15 protein-coding genes and 1 pseudogene are annotated in these 18,245 nt (G+C 58.6%); 13 read left to right on the top strand and 3 right to left on the bottom strand.

The window, feature by feature from the left end:
• Positions 1-1,058 (bottom strand): annotated as a pseudogene (locus tag BHE01S_RS07325) (hypothetical protein); the annotation flags it as partial.
• A gap of 21 nt (positions 1,059-1,079) precedes the next feature.
• Between BHE01S_RS07325 and BHE01S_RS07320 the strand changes: the two are divergent.
• Positions 1,080-2,159, top strand: coding sequence for a beta strand repeat-containing protein (locus BHE01S_RS07320; protein WP_157025189.1), 1,080 nt, complete (start codon positions 1,080-1,082; stop codon positions 2,157-2,159).
• A 206-nt stretch (positions 2,160-2,365) separates the two neighbouring features.
• Positions 2,366-2,764 (top strand): hypothetical protein, encoded by a 399-nt coding sequence (locus BHE01S_RS37655; RefSeq protein ID WP_157025186.1) that lies wholly within the window; start codon positions 2,366-2,368, stop codon positions 2,762-2,764.
• 114 nt (positions 2,765-2,878) lie between these two features.
• Here BHE01S_RS37655 and BHE01S_RS39765 read toward each other — a convergent pair whose 3' ends face one another.
• Complete coding sequence (locus BHE01S_RS39765) at positions 2,879-3,325, bottom strand: porin family protein (protein ID WP_042262062.1); 447 nt, start codon at positions 3,323-3,325, stop codon at positions 2,879-2,881.
• 361 nt (positions 3,326-3,686) lie between these two features.
• On the opposite strand from BHE01S_RS39765, the gene BHE01S_RS35960 reads away from it, so the two are divergent.
• From BHE01S_RS35960 to BHE01S_RS07260, 11 genes are all read left to right on the top strand, one after another.
• Positions 3,687-4,142: a hypothetical protein gene (locus BHE01S_RS35960; RefSeq protein ID WP_157025183.1), complete on the top strand. Its 456-nt coding sequence runs from the start codon at positions 3,687-3,689 to the stop codon at positions 4,140-4,142.
• A 322-nt stretch (positions 4,143-4,464) separates the two neighbouring features.
• Positions 4,465-5,124, top strand: coding sequence for a response regulator transcription factor (locus tag BHE01S_RS07305; RefSeq protein WP_042262061.1), 660 nt, complete (start codon positions 4,465-4,467; stop codon positions 5,122-5,124).
• Positions 5,124-8,417: an ATP-binding protein gene (locus tag BHE01S_RS07300; RefSeq protein ID WP_042262059.1), complete on the top strand. Its 3,294-nt coding sequence runs from the start codon at positions 5,124-5,126 to the stop codon at positions 8,415-8,417. The genes BHE01S_RS07305 and BHE01S_RS07300 overlap by 1 nt, the downstream gene beginning before the upstream one ends.
• Positions 8,418-8,837: 420 nt before the next feature.
• Positions 8,838-9,626 carry a response regulator transcription factor gene (locus BHE01S_RS07295; RefSeq protein ID WP_042262057.1) on the top strand — a complete coding sequence of 263 codons (789 nt, stop codon included), beginning with the start codon at positions 8,838-8,840 and terminating at the stop codon, positions 9,624-9,626.
• Positions 9,627-10,052: 426 nt separating this feature from the next.
• On the top strand, positions 10,053-11,900 hold the full coding sequence (locus BHE01S_RS07290; RefSeq protein WP_042262055.1) for a hypothetical protein: 1,848 nt from the start codon (positions 10,053-10,055) through the stop codon (positions 11,898-11,900).
• Positions 11,901-11,936: 36 nt separating this feature from the next.
• Entirely contained in the window at positions 11,937-12,866 is a 930-nt protein-coding gene (locus BHE01S_RS07285; RefSeq protein ID WP_042262052.1) for an NAD-dependent epimerase/dehydratase family protein, read from the top strand.
• The gene (locus BHE01S_RS07280; protein ID WP_042262050.1) at positions 12,859-13,731 is read left to right on the top strand and encodes a DUF5672 family protein; all 873 of its coding nucleotides are present in this window, start codon (positions 12,859-12,861) and stop codon (positions 13,729-13,731) included. Before BHE01S_RS07285 ends, BHE01S_RS07280 begins: the two co-directional genes overlap by 8 nt.
• A gap of 35 nt (positions 13,732-13,766) precedes the next feature.
• Entirely contained in the window at positions 13,767-14,465 is a 699-nt protein-coding gene (locus BHE01S_RS07275; protein ID WP_042262046.1) for a glycosyltransferase, read from the top strand.
• Between the two features lie 147 nt (positions 14,466-14,612).
• Entirely contained in the window at positions 14,613-15,389 is a 777-nt protein-coding gene (locus tag BHE01S_RS07270) for a DUF4915 domain-containing protein (RefSeq protein WP_167337666.1), read from the top strand.
• Positions 15,390-15,421: 32 nt separating this feature from the next.
• Complete coding sequence (locus tag BHE01S_RS07265) at positions 15,422-15,625, top strand: hypothetical protein (RefSeq protein WP_167337665.1); 204 nt, start codon at positions 15,422-15,424, stop codon at positions 15,623-15,625.
• Between the two features lie 180 nt (positions 15,626-15,805).
• Positions 15,806-16,504, top strand: coding sequence for a response regulator transcription factor (locus tag BHE01S_RS07260; protein WP_042262042.1), 699 nt, complete (start codon positions 15,806-15,808; stop codon positions 16,502-16,504).
• A gap of 11 nt (positions 16,505-16,515) precedes the next feature.
• Here the strand turns inward: BHE01S_RS07260 and BHE01S_RS07255 are convergent, their stop codons facing one another.
• Positions 16,516-18,120, bottom strand: coding sequence for an EAL domain-containing protein (locus tag BHE01S_RS07255; protein ID WP_042262040.1), 1,605 nt, complete (start codon positions 18,118-18,120; stop codon positions 16,516-16,518).
• Positions 18,121-18,245: the final 125 nt, after the last annotated feature.

Below are 18,245 nucleotides of genomic sequence, written 5' to 3'. Positions count from 1 at the left end.
GACATCAATGGCACAAATACGTCGGTGTCCGGTAACAACGTCTCGAATAGCGGCAACATCAGCAGCTCGGACAACACTACGGTGTCTGGTGGCAACGTGACGAATACCGGCAATGTCACGGGTGGTAACACGACCGTGTCTGGAGACAACGTCACGAACAGCGGCAACATCAGCGGCTCGGACAACACCACCGTGAACGCCACGAACAACGTGACGAACGCGGGCAACGTCACGGGCGGCAATACGACCGTGTCGGGCGATAACGTCACGAATAGCGGCAACATCAGTGGTTCGGACAACACTACGGTGTCTGGTGGCAACGTGACGAATACCGGCAATGTCACGGGTGGTAACACGACCGTATCGGGTGATAACGTCACGAACAGTGGCGACATCAACGGCACAAATACGTCGGTGTCCGGTAACAACGTCTCGAACAGCGGCAACATCAGCGGCACGGACAACACCACGGTGTCTGGCGGCAACGTGACTAATTCCGGCAACGTCACGGGTGGTAACACGACCGTGTCGGGTGACAACGTCACGAACAGCGGCAACATCAGTGGTTCGGACAACACTACGGTGTCTGGCGGCAATGTGACGAACAGCGGTAACGTCACGGGTGGTAACACGACCGTGTCGGGTGACAACGTCACGAACAGCGGCAACATCAGTGGTTCGGACAACACTACGGTGTCTGGCGGCAACGTGACGAACAGCGGTAACGTCACGGGCGGCAACACGACGGTGTCGGGTGATAACGTCACGAACAGCGGCAACATCAGCAGCTCGGACAACACCACGGTGTCTGGCGGCAACGTGACGAATACCGGCAATGTCACGGGTGGTAACACGACCGTATCGGGCGATAACGTCACGAACAGTGGCAACATCAGCAGCTCGGACAACACCACGGTGTCTGGTGGCAACGTGACGAACAGCGGCAACGTCACGGGTGGCAACACGACGGTGTCGGGCGACAACGTCACGAACAGTGGCAACATCAGCGGCACGGACAACACCACGGTGTCTGGTGGCAACGTGACGAACAGCGGCAACGTACGGGTGGTAACACGACCGTGTCGGGCGATAACGTCACGAATAGCGGCAACATCACCAGCTCGGACAACACCACGGTGTCTGGCGGCAACGTGACTAATTCCGGCAACGTCACGGGTGGTAACACGACCGTATCGGGTGATAACGTCACCAACAGTGGAAATATCACTGGCTCGGATAACACCACGGTGTCTGGTGGCAACGTGACGAACAGCGGCAACGTCACGGGTGGTAACACGACCGTCTCGGGTGATAACGTCACGAACAGCGGCAACATCAGCGGCACGGACAACACCACAGTGTCTGGCGGCAACGTGACGAACAGCGGCAACGTGACGGGTGGCAACACGACGGTGTCTGGCGACAACGTCACGAACAGCGGCAACATCAGCGGCTCGGACAACACCACGGTGAACGCCACGAACAATGTGACGAACAGCGGCAACGTCACGGGCGGCAATACGACCGTGTCGGGCGATAACGTCACGAACAGTGGCAACATCAGCGGCACGGACAACACCACGGTGAACGCCACGAACAACGTGACAAACACCGGAAATATCACGGGTGGCAACACGACGGTGTCGGGCAACGACGTCACGAACAGCGGCAACATCAGCGGTTCGGACAACACCACCGTGAGTGCCACGAACAACGTGACGAACACCGGAAATATCACGGGTAACAACACGACCGTCTCTGGCAGCAACGTGACGGACAATGGGTATATAAACGGCACCAATAACACGACGATCAACAGCACGTATCACAATCCGACCGACGATTCGACGGTATCAAACCAGGGAAATGACAGCGGCAGTGTCATCGCGGGATTCAAGTCCGGTATTGGCGATGTGGCAGGTGCGGTCGAGAACATGATGAGTAGTAACTCGACCAATGCAGTGATCGGTTCCGGTGATGGCTCGAATCTCGCGCAACCGGTGGATAAATCCGTGGAGGCAACGCTCTATCAGCAGCTGCACATGGAGAATCCTGGCGAAGTCAAGCCGTTGTTCAATTGCACGGATTCGGGCGTGATGAATTTGCCCGCAGGTGAGAAACAACTGAATGGAGAATGCGAGAACGTAGACAAGAAATAATGCGTGTGCGGCCGGTCTCTTCAAGCATCAACGAAGAGTCCGGCCTGTCGAGCCATCGTGGTGCTCAAACATCTCATACACCTTGAAAAAAGGAAGCTCGGCTGGATTGCTCATCTGGGACCTTCGAGAAAGAATCAATGGGCAAACGATGGAAGCAGGCAAACGATGCACCAAGCTGACGCGATTGCTAACAAGACGAGCCGATAGTGCATTTCGTTCGTACAGGTAACCTCCAGCCGCCGGCCCGCGCACGCACTGTCTGTATCGTTGCAGTGCTAGCCTTTTCGTCCGGGTGTTCGGAAGACGATATTCCGACCGGTGGGGTGGTCGAGGTCCACGATTACCTGCCTGGTTACCCGCGCGCAGCGTCGTCGGGCATTCCGGGCGGATGCTTATTAACGAAGATCGCGCAGTTACGTTTGTCGGGTGATCTGACGAGGACAACCGCAAGGTTCGTCGGCGTCGACAATCGGATGCTCGAGGCCGATCCGGTCAGCTATTTCGACGTAGCAAGCGGCAAACGCGTGGCGACGCACCGTCATCGTTTCGCGACGATGGCGGTGGGCGGGGCCATCTTTTGCAGCTCAAACGGGCACCAGACCTGACAATTGAAGATCTCGAGACCTCGACGCGTCAATCGATTTGACCATTTTTCGAGGTTATTCGATTGTCGAAATAGAGGCGAAAGCTATCCTATAGCCGTAGCAGGTTCTCCCATGCTACGGCTGTATCCATGAGTATTCAGCGCGCCAGTTTCTGGCGCGCTTTTTTTTGCCTGGCCGACATCGCTCGTTCAATCCGATCGTTCGGAACGTAAAAAAAACCGTGGGATGTTTCCATCCACACGGCTTTGAGTTGATGCCGAACGCGTCGGTCGAGTACTTCCTCGATACTTGGAGCTTGTGACGCAAGCCCACCGTGACGGCGGTTTGGTAACGCGCCGCCGCCGCTGCGCTGTCGTCGCTGCTGGTCAGCGTGGTGTCGCCGTTATAGATCGCCGCGTTCATGCCGCTTGCGAACTGATAAACCACCTGAGCGTAGATATCGGTGCGCCTGGAGAGCGAGTAGTCCGTGTGCAAACCCAACTGGTTCACGTGCGCGATGCCGGTGTTGCCTGCGCCGTCGCTCGGAAGCGCTGTGCGCTGGGACTGGCCAGGCGAGTGCATCTTGATGCCCGGTGCGTTTGTTCCGTACGCCGTTCGGGAACGATCGTCGCGGTGCGATCACACATGATCGTCAGGCACCCAAAATCGCTGCACTGCGCGCCGTCAGTTCGGGGTTCTGGCGAGATCAAAAAGTTATAAATATCTATAAATTTGACAAATGGCCGGTCGAGCTTTTCGAAATTATTCGATGCAAAGTCATTTTTACCCTGGATAAAATTGAGATATCGAGGATTTAATTGTTTCGTTGAATGCTCAATTGACAGGCTTCGGGTCGGGCAGGGCAATGCGTGTTTTTAGCGAAATGCCGGTGGTTCAATCATGAACAGGGATAAGGCATAGCAGTAGTCGAAAGGGGGGAAGCATGACATTTCGTGCGAGACAATATGCCCGTGGCGGCCGTATGGCGCAAATCTGCGATTGGCTGGCGAGCTTTGCGCTTCTCCTCCTGCCGGTATTTTTTACGCTATTCTGCTGCGTGCTGTTTTGCGTATGGTACTTCAGTGTGACCAGCGCTTGGCTGGTGGTCGTCACGGCCTTGCTGATCCTGTGCATGGGTTTAACCGCGGGCATATTCGGAGTCGCATCGGCCGCTTTGCCGGTCGATATGGAAGTCATCGCCGTGCGCGAAATTCCGATATTCGGCATTCCGCTGACGCCGAGGTCAGTCGGAAAAGAGGCCACGGCCGCGTCGCAGGACGATCCGCGTTGTGACAGGACATGTCAGCAAACATCCCTGCGTGTAAGCCCATCCTGCGTGCATTGCCATTGCCGCGAGGAATGTCCCGTCTGGAAACCGCTGAAGCTCGACGGCGAGTAAACATCGCTTGATCAGCAAGGCGGCACGCCGCCGGACGCGCCGCGCGCAGTCAGGAATCTGAAAGTCTGCGCGGCCGCTCTCTCCATGACTTGCGGCGCCCGGTCGCCTGCCGGTGTGTCTCGCGAACGATCGGCCGCCCCAGTAGACTGATGGCAGCAGATGCTGGAGAATCAATCACGAAGTGATATGTCCCCAGGAGGGTGGAATGCCACCGGAACGAGCGCCGATCGCTAATTACCGGGCGCGCCGCGCGGGTGCGTGAAAGTGGTGCAATAAAAGTGACGATTAAACGTCTGAGCGGTACGTAAAGCGGAGAGTTTACATGAATGCATTGCAGGATACGCGAGTCGTTGTTGCCGACGACCATCCAATTATCCTCCTCGCCATTACCGACACGTTGCAGGCGCTTCCAGGTTTCAAGGTCATCGCCACCGTGGGTTCTGGTCAGGAACTGCTCGAAGTGCTCACGCAACAAGAGTGCGATCTGGTCGTCACGGATTTAACGATGCAGCAAACGCAACCGGACGAAGATGGTCTGCGTTTGATTGCTCGCTTGCGCCGCCTGTATGCCGATTTGCCGATCGTCGTATTCACCATGCTGACAAACACCGGAATCTTGCATCAGCTCGTTCAACTTGGGGTGACGGGGTTGGTTGGCAAGGATGAAAACCTCTCCGTTCTGGAGCGTATTTGCATTCGATCGCTGGCCGGCAAGCCGCCGTGCCTATCGCCCGGCGTGCAGGCGCGCCTGGCGAGCGTTGGCAATGCGCCGTCGAGCATGCGTAGCGCGTCGTTGCTCACGCCGAAGGAATTAGAGGTGATTCGTCTGTTCTCGCGCGGTGTGTCGCTCACGGAGATCGCGCGTCAGCTCAGCCGTTCCATTACGACCGTAGCCACGCAAAAGCGCTCGGCTATGCGCAAGCTGAACGTGACGACCAATGCCGATCTCGTGACCTACGCACATGAGCAAGGGCTCGTGTAATGCAGCGCTTTTCAAAGAATTTCGAGGAATCGCCCTTACGTTCCTTTTATTCGCTCGAAGCCAATCTTAAGCGCGAGCGACGCGTTTTTACCATCGTCATCTTTCTTCTCGCGTGCGCCGCCATCGCGGCTTCGGCGATCGCGATTGCCGCGCGCATGTCGGAGACCCTGCGTGCGCAGGAACAAATCGCCGAGGCGTCGGAGCAGGATGTCGTCGACGCGGTACTGCAACATCGCAGCGCATTGCTCACCGCGAACATGGTGCTCGACCTGCGGGTCAACGGTGTTTCCACCGAGAAACGATCCCATATTCAGGGACGATGTGTTGCCAGCTTGCCGGGAGCGGTTCCGGTTCCGCTGCTGCGTGAGAGTTGCGACGAGGCCGCGCAACTGCTGTCCACCTCCGGGCGTCCGCCTGGCGTGGCAATGATGCTCCTCGACGGCAGCGCGGCCTATGGCTATGAATTCTCGTCGAGGCTTCCGCCGATTCATCCGGCGCAACCGGGTGCGTCGACCTCCTCGCTGGTGCAGACGGTGCTCAATCGATATGGCGCGCACGGACTCGACCCGCTGACTGCCGCGCGCCAGAAACGTGTCGTCTGGCTTGCGACGCCCGGATCGGCGGACGGAACACCGCCGCAGATGATCGGGGCATCGCTCGTTCCGCGCGGAGACGAAGTCTACGCTGTCGTATTAACGAGCATGGATCTCGCCGACGTACTGAAGTCGTCGAGCGGAGAATTGCCTGAGCCGATCGCCATCGACGACGGCGGCAATCCGCTGGTCGCACCATCGCTGGCTGCGGAAGCACGATTGATCGACTCGCGTCTTGCGCATCTTCAGGACGGCCGCTTTCATTGGGTCCAGGGTTATGGCTGGGCACTGCGTCGTCCGCCGCTGATTCCGGGGTTCGGACATCTGATTCATGTCCTGCCCGTGCAGCAGCAGATGTATGCGATGCGGTACGACCTGTTGTTGATCGTATCGGTGACCGCCGCGCTGATCGTGTTGTTGCTCGCGATGTACCGCTACTGGAATTTCAGATTCCTGACGCGAACCTATTCCGAGGCTTCACGCGCGCTTGAAAGCGAGATGCTCAATTATCTTCTCGTTCACGCGACGCCCATTGGGCTATGCATCGTGCGAAAGGAAAACCTCGAAATTCTCGTGGCCAATCAGATCGCGCGCAATGTATTGGGCCTGCAACAGACGGACAGATCGCTGCCGGGCTCATTGCATCGGGAATTCGATATGCACCATAAAGACGTGTCCGGCAACAAGGGAACGCAGATATTCCAGTTTCCATTTTCACTGACCCGTCATGGAGAGGGCGGCGTTCATCTGGAGTTCACCTACGCGCCGGTTACGCTGAATAAGGAAGAGGTGTTCTTTTGCGCGATTACCGATATGACGGAGCATCATCGCGCTGAACAACTGCTGCTCGAAGCCAAACGCACCGCGGAGGCCACGGCCAAGGCCAAGGTCAACTTCTTCGCATCGATGAGCCACGAGATCCGCACGCCGTTGTCGTCGCTCGTCGGCAATATCGAACTCGTGACGCGCGGAAAACTCGAACCGGAGCAGCGCGCGCGCGTTCGGGCCATGCAGGTGTCCGCCGAGGGCTTGCTGCAGGTCGTCAACGATGTACTGGACTTCTCGAAGATCGACATCGGCGAATTGAGTCTGCATGAAGAAGACGCGTCGCTCATCGATCTGCTGAGCCGGATCGCGACTTCCTATGCACCGCTCGCGACGGAGCAGGGGCTGAAATTCTTTATCGTGGTCGATCGGGCGATTCCCGCCGTGCTGCGGTTCGATCCCATTCGTATTTCGCAGATCGTCAATAATCTGCTCAGTAACGCATTCAAGTTCACGCAGTCCGGCAAGATTGTCTTGCGCGCGAATTGGGTCGATTCGGAAGTCGTGCTGGCGATTATCGATTCGGGAATCGGCATACCCGACGAACTCAAGGCGCGGCTGTTCCAACCGTTCATTCAGGGCGACAGCAACCGGCTAATGCAGGCGCGTGGCACCGGTCTGGGTCTCTCGATTTGTGCGCGGTTGTGCGAATTGATGGGCGGACACATTTCGCTCGACAGCGCAGTAGGTGTCGGCACGCGAATTTCCGTGGCGCTTCCGCTGCAAGACGTGAGCCATCCTGGACGCCGGGCGAGTTGGACCTTGCCGACGAAGCATCCCGTGATCGTCTGCCGCTCGGCCGAATACGGCGAATGGCTGCTCAATCTGATCGATCCCGACGTCGCCGCGCCGGTCGTCGTCAACGACATTCAGCAGCCACTCGAACAGGTTCAGTTCGACGTCGTCATTGCAACGGACGAATTCGATCTTGCGAGTATCGCGAACTGGTGCCGCAAGCCCTGTGCCGTCGTCTGGGCCACGCAGATCGGGCCGCTCGTTCCCACGGTCAATCGCGACGGCAGCGTGGAGGTCAGCATCTATAGCGCCGCCGGAATGAAGGCCGCCGTGCGGATCTGCACGGCGGCCAGCCGCGGCGCGGTGCGCGATCATGTTTTTTCCGAATCGGATGTTGCCGGTCCCTCGGGAAGTTTCGAAAACCTGAATGTGTTGATCGCGGAAGACAACGTGCTGAATCGCGACTTGCTGCGCGATCAATTGACGACACTCGGCGCGCGAGTGGTGGAAGCGACCAACGGTGAGGAGGCGCTGAGCCGTCTCGACCAGGCGGATATCGATCTCGTACTGACCGACATCGATATGCCGATATTGAATGGTTTTGAGTTTCTCGACGAAATCAGACGGCGCGGCATCGACCTTCCTGTGTACGCGATTAGCGCGAGTGCCCGTCCTGAGGATATTGCCGAAGGGCGCGCGCGCGGGTTTACCGATTATCTGACCAAGCCCGTGCCGATGTCGGCCTTGACGGCGGTTCTCGAGCGCGGCCGGAGCGTGGCCGTCGAGACCGCCGAGCCGGTCGAGACTTTGGCCAGCGAGGATCTCGACGAAAGTTTGCCGGCTTATCCGCACGTACCGCCGAACTACGCCGCGTCCTTTGTCGAGCAGGTTGGCGTAGATCTCGAGCGCTTCGAACTGGCCGTGACCGAGCGCGACACCACATTGCTGCGCCGATACCTGCATGGCGTGGCAGGCGGGCTCTCCGTGCTCGGGCCGTCGCAATTGCTCGAACACTGCTGCGATCTGCGTTTATTCGTCGCCGAAACGGGACGCTGGACCGAGGACATCGAGGAGCAGTGTCTGGCGATCGCGGACGAACTGCGCAAGATGCGCGCAATGCTGGAGGCGAAGTCGCCATGACGCGACGCCGGGCCGTCCCCGTTGCGTCGAATTATCACGTTTGCCACTTTGCATTTCTCACGCACAGGATAGGCATTCTCTAACTCGGAACGATTCTGGGCAGTTTCGTTGGCGGCTGGCTGTCGCGCTCGGCGCCATCGTCGAAGCCCACGAAGCTCAGGATAGCGGCTGGGTGGCAGTCGTTAAGCCGCGAGCCTGATTGCCGCCCAGCATTCGCGTATTCGTGTATTAGCTCCAGATCTCTCCATCAATTCGAATATCTTCGATTGGCTCCTCGCGGTGGCCGGTGCACCATGAAGGCAAGGCGTATCTGGTTGCCGCCTGGCGAGCCCCGGGGCTTCGGCGCCTGGTTTAGCGAGGGTGTCTCTGGAGGCGCTGAGTCCGCGAAGATCGATACAAACGCCTTCTGAGAGAACCTGCATGAGAATCGCTGTTCTGGGCGCCGACATGGCTGAGGCCAATCAGCTCTGCAAACTACTGTCGGCTGTAGGCTACACGAGCGTGGCCATTTCACAAAGTGGCGAATTTCTCAGGCGCCTCGCAAAAGAAACCTTCGATCTGGTCCTGGTCGCCTGGAAACTGCCCGATATTTCCGCCATCGATCTCTTGAGCCGCATCCGGCAGGGGCCGCTATCGGCGGTTCCGGTCATGGTCATGAGCAGCAACGAAGAGGCGACACAGGTGGCCGCGATGTTGGGTGCAGGCGCCGACGATTACGTCGTGCGCCCGGTTTCTCTCGTCGTGCTGCTGGCGCGTGTCGATGCACTGCTGCGACGTGCGTATCGCGTCAATTCGCTGGCGGAAGGAACGCGCGCGCCATCGACCACGTTTGAAGAGCTCGAATTTGAATTCGACATCGATGCCCGCAAGGTTGTGCGCGAGGGCGAGGCCATTGCCCTGACGCAGAAGGAGTTCTATCTGGCCTTACTGCTATTCCGGCACCTCAATCGCCCGGTTTCCCGCGCGCATATCCTGGAGGTGGTCTGGCATGTGACCGGCGACGGCATGGCCATGCGCACTGCCGATACGCATGTCTCCGCGCTCCGGTCCAAGCTGGGTTTGCGTCCCGAGCGCGGCTATCGTCTGGTGCCGCTCTATGGCTACGGTTACATGCTGGAACGGCTGCCCTTGCCGAAGGACTTGCGCGCCGATGCACGTGCGGAAGACACGCCCGCGGAGCTGCCGGTTTCGGTCGACAAACCGGATTGAAATCGACACGATGCAGGCCGCTCGATGTTCAGGCATCTTTGACAATTAAATAGAACATTTACTATTTAAAGTGTTCTGCGAGGCCAGTATATTCATCAATGTCAGCAGTGATGCAGCGTTGAACACGTCGAATTTCCTGAACTTTCGTCGCATGTCCTCGGCGCGAAAGATCTCTCGTTCAAGGCCGGTAACGCCGCTATCGACGATAGGGCGGCTAAACAGCGTCGCTTCTCCGTGTGGCCGGTCGCGGGGCGCCACAACGTGGCTTCGAGCTCTCGGCGGCTGGCAGCGGAACTGAAACGATCAGTGATCACATTGCGCCGCACCGGCGCGGATGAGGCCTTGGCGCGCAGCGGCGTGCCGCTTTGTCGCGCCGGTACGTCTGGATAAAACGCATCAACCGCATTTACGTTATAGGAAGCGGAAATGGAATTCAATCTGGAGCGATTCGAATACTTGGCCTATTCACGTCAGGTCGAGTTGGCGGCGCGCGAACTTTTCGCGCTCCTTCACGACCTCGATGCGAATTACGGCGTCTTGCACAATTTCAAGGCGAGTTCGCTCCGCGCAATGCAGATCGATCCGGACACCGTCGATCTTCACGTCTTGACGCGATTATCAGGCGCGATTTCGGCATTGATCTCCGATCCGAATTTCAGCTTCTCCGATAGCGGTTTCAAGCAGGTCATGCAATGGCATCGCTGGCTTTCGACGGTCTTCGCCGTCAGCCCGTTCGCCAATGCCGATCACGTGCTCCGGTCGTTCAATCAGGACGGTTACGAACTGAACTCGCTGCAGTTGTCCGGAAAGAACTTCCACAAATTCTGCTCGCTGTATTTTCCGGAATCGGAAGTCAATGTCAGTTTCGAACGGCTCTGGGATTCGAACAAGGTGCTGGCGGCGAATCTCTTCGTGGCACTGATGTCGCCGCGTTTCGCGGCGAGCCCGGCTGCCTATGCCAAGCGCGAAGCGCTGCTTCAATGGCTTCCCGGCAAGCTGGAGGAGATCGACAGCGTCGACGAACTACCCGCCGGCATCCTGCACGACGTCTACATGCATTGCAGCTATTCGAGTTACAAGGGCAAGCACAACATCAAACGCTCGGTCAACACGCTGCTGCGTCGCAAGATCCAGCATCAATGGCATATCGACGACCGCATGGTGCCGGCGCGCCTGCCGAAGTCGGGCAAACCGGTCATGCTCGTGGTGGTGGAATGGTTCAGTGCCGGTCACTCGGTTTATCGGGTGCTGTCGAACGCGATTCGCAAGATGCGCGATCAATTTCATCTGATCGGCCTCGGTCCCATGAATACGACCGACGAAGTGGGGCGAGCGGTATTCGACGAATTCATCGAACCGGACGTGAGCCAGGGCATCGAAAGCTTCCTGCGCCAGGTGCGAAAGCTGGCTGACGAGCGCGATGTGCAGGTGCTGTATATGCCGAGCGTCGGCATGTTCCAGACCACGATGTACCTCGCGAACCTGCGCGTGGCGCCCATGCAGATTACGACGCTCGGGCACTCGGCCAGTACGTTCGCCTCGCAGATGGACTACTTCCTGATAGACGAGGATTTTGTTGGCGACGAAGCTTGTTTTACCGAACAGGTCGTCAAGATGCCCGTCGATGCGTTTCCGTTCGTGCCGTCGATTGCCACGCCGGAGAACGTCGCCCAGGCGCCGATGCGCAAGCCGAAGGTCGTTCAGATCGCCATGGCCGCGACCATCATGAAGCTGAATCCGGAGTTGCTGGAGACCTGCCGCGCGATTGCCGACCGGTCGGAGACGCCGGTTCACTTTCAGTTCTTCATTGGTCAGGCGCAGGGACTCATGTGGCCGCAGGTGACGCGCGTGGTCAAGCGGTATCTCGGCGACTATGCGACTGTCAACAATCACAAGGGCTACGGCGAATATCTCAAGAGCCTCTCCCAGTGCGACATGTATATCAACCCGTTCCCATTCGGAAACATGAACGGCATCGTGGATATGACGACGGTCGGGCTCGTGGGTGTCTGCAAATCGGGCCGCGAACCGCACGAGCATATCGATGAAGGCCTCTTCAAGCGCATGAACATGCCGCATTGGCTCGTGACGCGCAGCAACGAAGAATACATCGACGCGACGCTGCGCCTCGCGAACGGGCACGACGAACGTCTCGCATTGCGCCGCAAGGTGGCGGGCGCGACAGCGACGCACCGGCTTTTTGAAGGACGCGCGGAACTGTTCGGTCAGACGGTTCAAAAACTGCATCAGGAAAAGGTCGACGAAGCGCAATAAGGTCGGCGAAGGCGTATCGAGCAGGAGGTGGGGAATATGCGTAGCTGTTTGATTGGTGGTGCGGGTTTTATCGGCGCTTATCTCAGCGATGCGCTGGCCGCGTCCGGCAGGGACGTGATTTCCGTCGGCCGGCGCGCACCCGCGCTCGCAGGCGCCCATCCGCGCGTGCAGTATGTTGCGGTGAATACGGACGATCGCGACGCGCTCAGAAACGTGCTATGCGAATGTGACGAGGTGATCGACCTGGCTTACGCGACTGTCCCCAAAACCAGCTTTAGCGATCCCATCTTCGACCTTCAGGCAAATTTGCCGAGGACGGTCGCGCTGATGGACGACCTTGCCCAGATGCCGCGTCTGAAGCGACTGCTGGTGGTGTCGTCTGGCGGTACGGTCTACGGCCACGCCGACCGGTTGCCGATTTCGGAATACGCGCCAACCGAGCCGATTTCGCCGTATGGCATCACCAAACTGACCATCGAGCGCTACGCGCTGATGTACCACCGCCTGCACGGACTGCCGGTCGTGGTGGTGCGTCCGGGCAATCCATACGGACCGGGCCAGCGGCCGTTTCGCGGGCAGGGATTCATCGCGACGGCTATGGGCAATGTGATCAAGGGTAGCGAAGTGGTCGTCTTCGGCGAGCGCGGCACGGTTCGGGACTATATCCACGTGCGCGATGTGGCGGCGGGCATGAGAGCGGCGCTGGAATGCGGCGCCGTTGGCGAGGTCTACAACATCGGCAGCGGAATCGGCCGCAGCAATATGGACATCCTTGGCCTGATTCGTCCTCTGGCGGAGGCGAACGGCTTGTCCGTCGAGGTCCGTCATGAACCGGAGCGTTCATTCGATGTGGCGGCGAATGTTCTCAACTTCGGCAGTCTGCTGAGTTGTTCAGGCTGGTCGCCACAAGTGTCCATTGCGGGCGGCATGAAAGAGATGTGGGAGGCGTTGGTGAATCATGTCTGATTTTTCCCGAATCACCGTAGTCAGCGTGACGGGACTGCAAGCCGTGGCGTCGGGCGCGCTTTCCGCAATCGAACTGAGCATGCGGCAATTGTCGGGCAGCCGCGGCTTGCTCCTTAGCCCGGCGCAGCCGGAGGGCATGATGAAGAACGTCAGACACGTTGCCATCAAGCCTTTCGGCTATATGGAGTACTCGCTTTTCGTGCTCTACTCGCTCGGGCAATTCATTGACACCGAGTTCGCGCTGATCGTCCAGAACGACGGCTGGGCGATGGATGTGAGCAACTGGCGGCCGGAGTTTTTCGATTACGACTATCTCGGCGCTCCCGTGCATCTCGCGCGCGTGCATCGGCATGACGGCGCGGTATACCGGGGCGGATTTTCCTGGGTCGAGGATTTTGTGAAAGGCGTGCCGGTTGAAAATATCTTCAACGGCGGTTTTAGTTTGCGCAGCAAGAAGTTATTGAATGCGCCGCGAGCGTTGGGCATTCCATTCCAGATTCCGGTGCCTTCCGTTAGCGCAACTGCGCCCCACGCAATGCAGTGGGACGGCGAAGCAGTGCTGGAGGACGTGTGGCTCTGTATCTCCGCACGGCAGCAACTCGAGCGCGCAGGAATGAAATTCCCTTCGCTGGATATCGCGCGGCAGTTTTCGATCGAGCATGCCGCGCCGGTGTTGCATGGCGAGGATTCGGTCCGGCATATTTTTGGCCACCATAGCAAGCTGCGCAAGATCGTCGATGAAAACCGCAGGATCATCCGTTACGACATTCCCCAACCGATCGCGGAATCGATCTATGGGGAAAAATGGATCATGGACTGGTTTCGGGACGTCGGCTACAGCATTCATTGGCCGATGCAGGGTTGAGATGGGTTGAACGCGGAAGCGTCGTTGAGGTACGTATGGCGGATTATTTGATCGAAGTTGTGAGCGCGACGAGGCGGTCCAGAGACGACTTCTGGACGCACGCCGCGCTGGGGTGCTCACTGAAGCGGTTCTCGCAGGATCCGCGCATCACCTGCCACATCGAATACGAAAATCGGTGTGGACTTCCCGAGATCTACAACCGCGCAATCCATTCAGACACACCGGCGGATATGTTGGTGTTTATTCACGACGATGTCTGGCTGGAAGACCTGTTCTGGATCGAGCGCGTCGCCGAGGCGTGCCATCGCTATGACGTGGTAGGACTCGCTGGCAATACTTCGCGCGGCCCCATGCAGCCCGCGTGGTGCTTCGTATGGGGCGCGCACGAAGGCGTATTCCAGCTCGACGACCCCCACCATCTTTCCGGTTCGATTGCGCACGGCAAGGAGCGCGGCGGCAGCATTACAAAACTTGGCGCGGCCGGTGTCGCCTGCGAATTGATCGACGGCGTTTTTATCGCCGCGCGCAAGGCTGCATTGCTGAACCGGAACGTGGCATTCGACCCGCGATTCAAGTTTCATTTCTATGACCTCGATTTCTGCCGCGAAGTGCGCTTGAAGGGCATGACGATCGGCACTTGGCCGATATCGGTGACGCACCAGAGCGAAGGCGCGTTTGGGTCCGCTGTCTGGTGGCAAGGATACCGCGACTACATCGGCAAATGGGGTAGTTAATCTGACTCGTTGATTGACATGTTCAGCAAATTGATTGTGACGTCGCCGAATGGCGGCGCAACCGTGGCGCTTCGCGACGGCAACAAGAACGTCGTTTGCATCGATTCGTTCAATGCCACCGGCTTGAGCTTTCGCGATGACCTGCTCGTGCGTGCGCTTCAGCCGCGTTACGTGGTGATCTGTCACCTCGGCACAGGCGAGCATACGTTCATCAGCGGCGGTGGAGAAAGCGGCGCGCGGTTTGGCGACGTGCATGACGTGTTGATCGAATCGAAGGGGATTCTGCTCGTTTCCACCGAGACGAATGCGATCGACTGCTTCAGATTCGACGGTGCGCCGACGTGGACGATGTCGTACCCCGGCGAACACGACTCGCACCACTTCAACAGCCTCGTGCGGATGAACGGGAAACTGCTCGTCAGCCGCTTCGGCAATTTCACGCAGAGTGGCGCGTACCGGGGCAATACGCGGAACGCAGGCTATGTGGAGATCGTCGGGGAGAATGCGGTGGCGGTCAGCGAGCTATCGCAGCCGCACAGCCTCGTTGTAGATGAAGATCGCCTCCTGTTGGCGAATTCCGAACAATTCGAGGTCAGGGAATATAGCGGCCAGTTCGAGCTGATCCGGAAGAAGAACCTGGGCGGTTACACGCGTGGCATCTTCGTCCGCAACGACATCGTCTATGTAGGGATCAGCGGTAACCGGAAAGATCTGCAAGCGCCGAAAAAGGCATCTATCGTCGCGCTCGACCGCACATCGTGGGAGGAAGTCGGTCGATACGAGCTGTACGGCGTGAGCGAAATCTATTCGATCCTCGGGTTTGAAGAGAGCCGGCCATTCGAAGCGGCGGTTTCCTGTATGAAAAGTGCTTCGGAGAGGCTGATGCATTCGGGCGAGGTGATCTGGAATAGCGACCGTGCATGAATATGAGTGAATCATCGAGTCCGAAGCGCACCGTGTTGAAGATTTACTTCGACCGGCAGGGCCACGCCGAACGCGTCGTGGTTCTGCTGAGCAGCGGCAACAAGGAAAGAGATAATGCGTGCGTGAATCACTGCATGAAAATGGCGATCTCCATGCCGCGCATCCGCACGCGCGTCTCCGGCGAGATCTGGCGAAAACTGACGATCCCGCCCGATGCGGTTCTAACGGAAAACTAGTCGTATCGTGATCGCAGGCCGACGGAGTTCAGCGGTCGATTGGTACGCCATGTCGATAATCGAATTTGTTTGATGTAACGGTGCCGCGCTTGCCGGTAGATTTATCAATTATTCGAACTCGTGCGTGTGAAGACTGTCGTTGGCCGTGGCGTTTCGCCTGCTCGCCGACAGTCTGGTGATATGAGAATTGCCGTGGTAGAAAGCGATCCGGTGCGGTCGATGGCGGTTTGCCGGACCATTGACGCCGGAGGCCATATCTGTTGCGCGTTTCGTCTGGGCCGGGATCTCATGAGGGCGTTGCGCCGGGAAACCTTCGATCTGCTCGTGGTGAGCGATAGCGTGACGGACATGTCCAGCGTGAGTCTGCTCGAGAGCGTGCGAACGCGTTTCCAGAACGACGTCCCCGTGTTGTTCATGGCCCGCGCCAGCAACGAAGACGCGATCGTTTCGATGCTCGATCGCGGCGCGGACGACGTCATCGCGGTACCGTATTCCTCGGACGTTCTGCTGGCGCGCGTGCGGTCGTTGTTGCGGCGGACTTACTCGTTGGTGGCGGATGCGACGATACATGTGATCGGCGGCATGGAATTCCAGGCCACCGATCGCCGCGTGACGTACTCCGGGCGCTCGATCACGCTAACCAAAAAACAGTTTTCGCTGGCCTTGCTGCTGTTTCAGCATTTGAACCGGCCGCTTTCGCGCGCGCATATTCTCGACGTGATCTGGAGCCGCGGCAACGATGTTTCCGGACGAAGCATCGACACTTATGTTTCGATACTCAGAAGCAAGTTAAATCTGCGGCCTGAATTTGGCTTCAGGCTTTCGCCGATTTATGGCTACGGCTACCGCCTGCAGCATTACAAGGCCGCTGCCCGTTGAGCAAACCCGTGCTATGCGTGCGCGCCGCCCGCAGAATTCGCGTTCGCATTCTGCTCGTTGCGGCGGCGTATCCAGTCGAGGAATTCATTCGACGCCAGCGGTTCGCAGAAGAACCAGCCCTGCCCGTACTGCACACGCTGTTCCCGCAAATAGTCGAACTGGTTTTGATTCTCAATGCCGTCAGCGATGATCTTGAGTCCGAGTTCGTGCGCCATGGCGATGGTGTGCGTCACGACCACGCTGGGCGTCGCTTCATTGCCGATTGCAGCGACGAATGACCTGTCGAGTTTCAGCGCGTCGACGGTGAAGCTCTGAAGATAGGCCAGACCTGCGTAAGTCGTACCGAAATTGTCGATATAAACCGGATATCCGGCCTCCCGTAGCGCGTTGATCGCATTGCGGACGTCGGGCGCGTTGGAGAGGTGGTGTTCGTCGATCTCGATGCAGATTTGCCCGGGCTTGACGCCCGTGCCGGCCAGGCGTTTGGCGATCGCTTGTGGCAAGCGTCCATCCTGCAAGTCGCTCGCACTGACGTTGACGCTGAGGTAAAACGAAGGATCGGCGCTCAGCTCCCGCAGTGCGCCTTCGATGGCCTTGTCGAGAACGAGATCGGTCAGGCCTTGAATCAGCTGATTTTGTTCCGCAACGGCAATAAAGACTTCCGGCGCGACGGCGCGCCCGCGCAGTTGCCAGCGAGCGACGGCTTCGACGCCCGCACAGCGCCCATCCCCCAGGCCGATCACGGGCTGATAGTGCACTTCAATACCGCGATGCGATATTGCCCACTGTAGCGTCGCAGGAAACGAGAGTTGACGCGAGACGCGCCGGTAACCCAGATATCCGACCAGGCACGCAATCGCCAGCCCGCCGCCAACCCAGGTGATCAGCGAAGTAATCGCACTCGACGAAGGCAAATCGCGCAGCGTCTTCACGACGACAGCAAGCGCGGGCCGTTTGGCGGAGCGCGCGACCGCGTAGCGCCAGCGCGAGCCTTCGATATGGCCGCCCGTTTTCCACGCCTTGATCATTTCCGCTCCGCTCGTTCCCGGCGAGACCGCGAGCACCACGTTCTGGTCGGCGTCGATGACCGCGATCGGCCGCTGAGCCGGATCGATGAGGTCGACATACGATTGCGGGTCGATGGAGACGTATCGGCCGTTGCGACCGATCTGGATATCGCTGCGCAAATCGCTGAGCGGATTCATCTGGCTGAACCAGATCGAATAGCCATCGCGGGTCAAACGCCCTGGAGCCGGCATCGTCAGATTCTGGTCTTGTACGTCGCCCATCAGCGCCGAGCAGAGATATTGCTTGCCGCTATAGAACCCGGCGTCGCGAATAAAGTAATAGTTGAATACGCGGCGACGTAGCTGTTCGATGTTTTCGGGCGAGCAGGGCGTGTGCTCGTCAGGCAAGACCTGGGCGAGCCCCGAAATGGCCTCGTTGGTGATCGACTCCGTATGCGCCATCACGCGATTGGCGAACGCCTGGAGCCGTGCCTGCTCGTTGCGTGCATCGTCGATGTTGGCAATTCGTATGCTGATGATCACCGGCGCCAATGTTGCCGCGCACGTCAGGAGGATCGAGCCGAACAGAATGAGTAGGCGTGGTGGCATGTCGGGGCTGCGTCTGTAGCGATGCTTGGATTGCCGTCATAAAAATTATGGCATGTAACTCGCAAGCAGCGCCGTTGCGCGGCAGCGCGGCGGGCGGTGGGGCGTCGCGCCTGCCGAAGTAACGC

This window comes from Paraburkholderia heleia NBRC 101817, assembly GCF_000739775.1.
Lineage (GTDB): Bacteria > Pseudomonadota > Gammaproteobacteria > Burkholderiales > Burkholderiaceae > Paraburkholderia > Paraburkholderia heleia.
Note: the sequence above shows the minus strand (reverse complement) of the source record. Positions and strands in the feature narration are given on the sequence as shown.

Coding starts and splice junctions, on each gene's coding strand:
- BHE01S_RS07285 (WP_042262052.1), top strand. CDS start 11,937: ATGCGTAGCTGTTTGATTGGTGGTGCGGGTTTTATCGGCGCTTATCTC.
- BHE01S_RS07300 (WP_042262059.1), top strand. CDS start 5,124: ATGCAGCGCTTTTCAAAGAATTTCGAGGAATCGCCCTTACGTTCCTTT.
- BHE01S_RS35960 (WP_157025183.1), top strand. CDS start 3,687: ATGACATTTCGTGCGAGACAATATGCCCGTGGCGGCCGTATGGCGCAA.
- BHE01S_RS07260 (WP_042262042.1), top strand. CDS start 15,806: ATGAGAATTGCCGTGGTAGAAAGCGATCCGGTGCGGTCGATGGCGGTT.
- BHE01S_RS07280 (WP_042262050.1), top strand. CDS start 12,859: ATGTCTGATTTTTCCCGAATCACCGTAGTCAGCGTGACGGGACTGCAA.
- BHE01S_RS07305 (WP_042262061.1), top strand. CDS start 4,465: ATGAATGCATTGCAGGATACGCGAGTCGTTGTTGCCGACGACCATCCA.
- BHE01S_RS39765 (WP_042262062.1), bottom strand. CDS start 3,325: ATGCACTCGCCTGGCCAGTCCCAGCGCACAGCGCTTCCGAGCGACGGC.
- BHE01S_RS07275 (WP_042262046.1), top strand. CDS start 13,767: ATGGCGGATTATTTGATCGAAGTTGTGAGCGCGACGAGGCGGTCCAGA.
- BHE01S_RS07290 (WP_042262055.1), top strand. CDS start 10,053: ATGGAATTCAATCTGGAGCGATTCGAATACTTGGCCTATTCACGTCAG.
- BHE01S_RS07255 (WP_042262040.1), bottom strand. CDS start 18,120: ATGCCACCACGCCTACTCATTCTGTTCGGCTCGATCCTCCTGACGTGC.
- BHE01S_RS07295 (WP_042262057.1), top strand. CDS start 8,838: ATGAGAATCGCTGTTCTGGGCGCCGACATGGCTGAGGCCAATCAGCTC.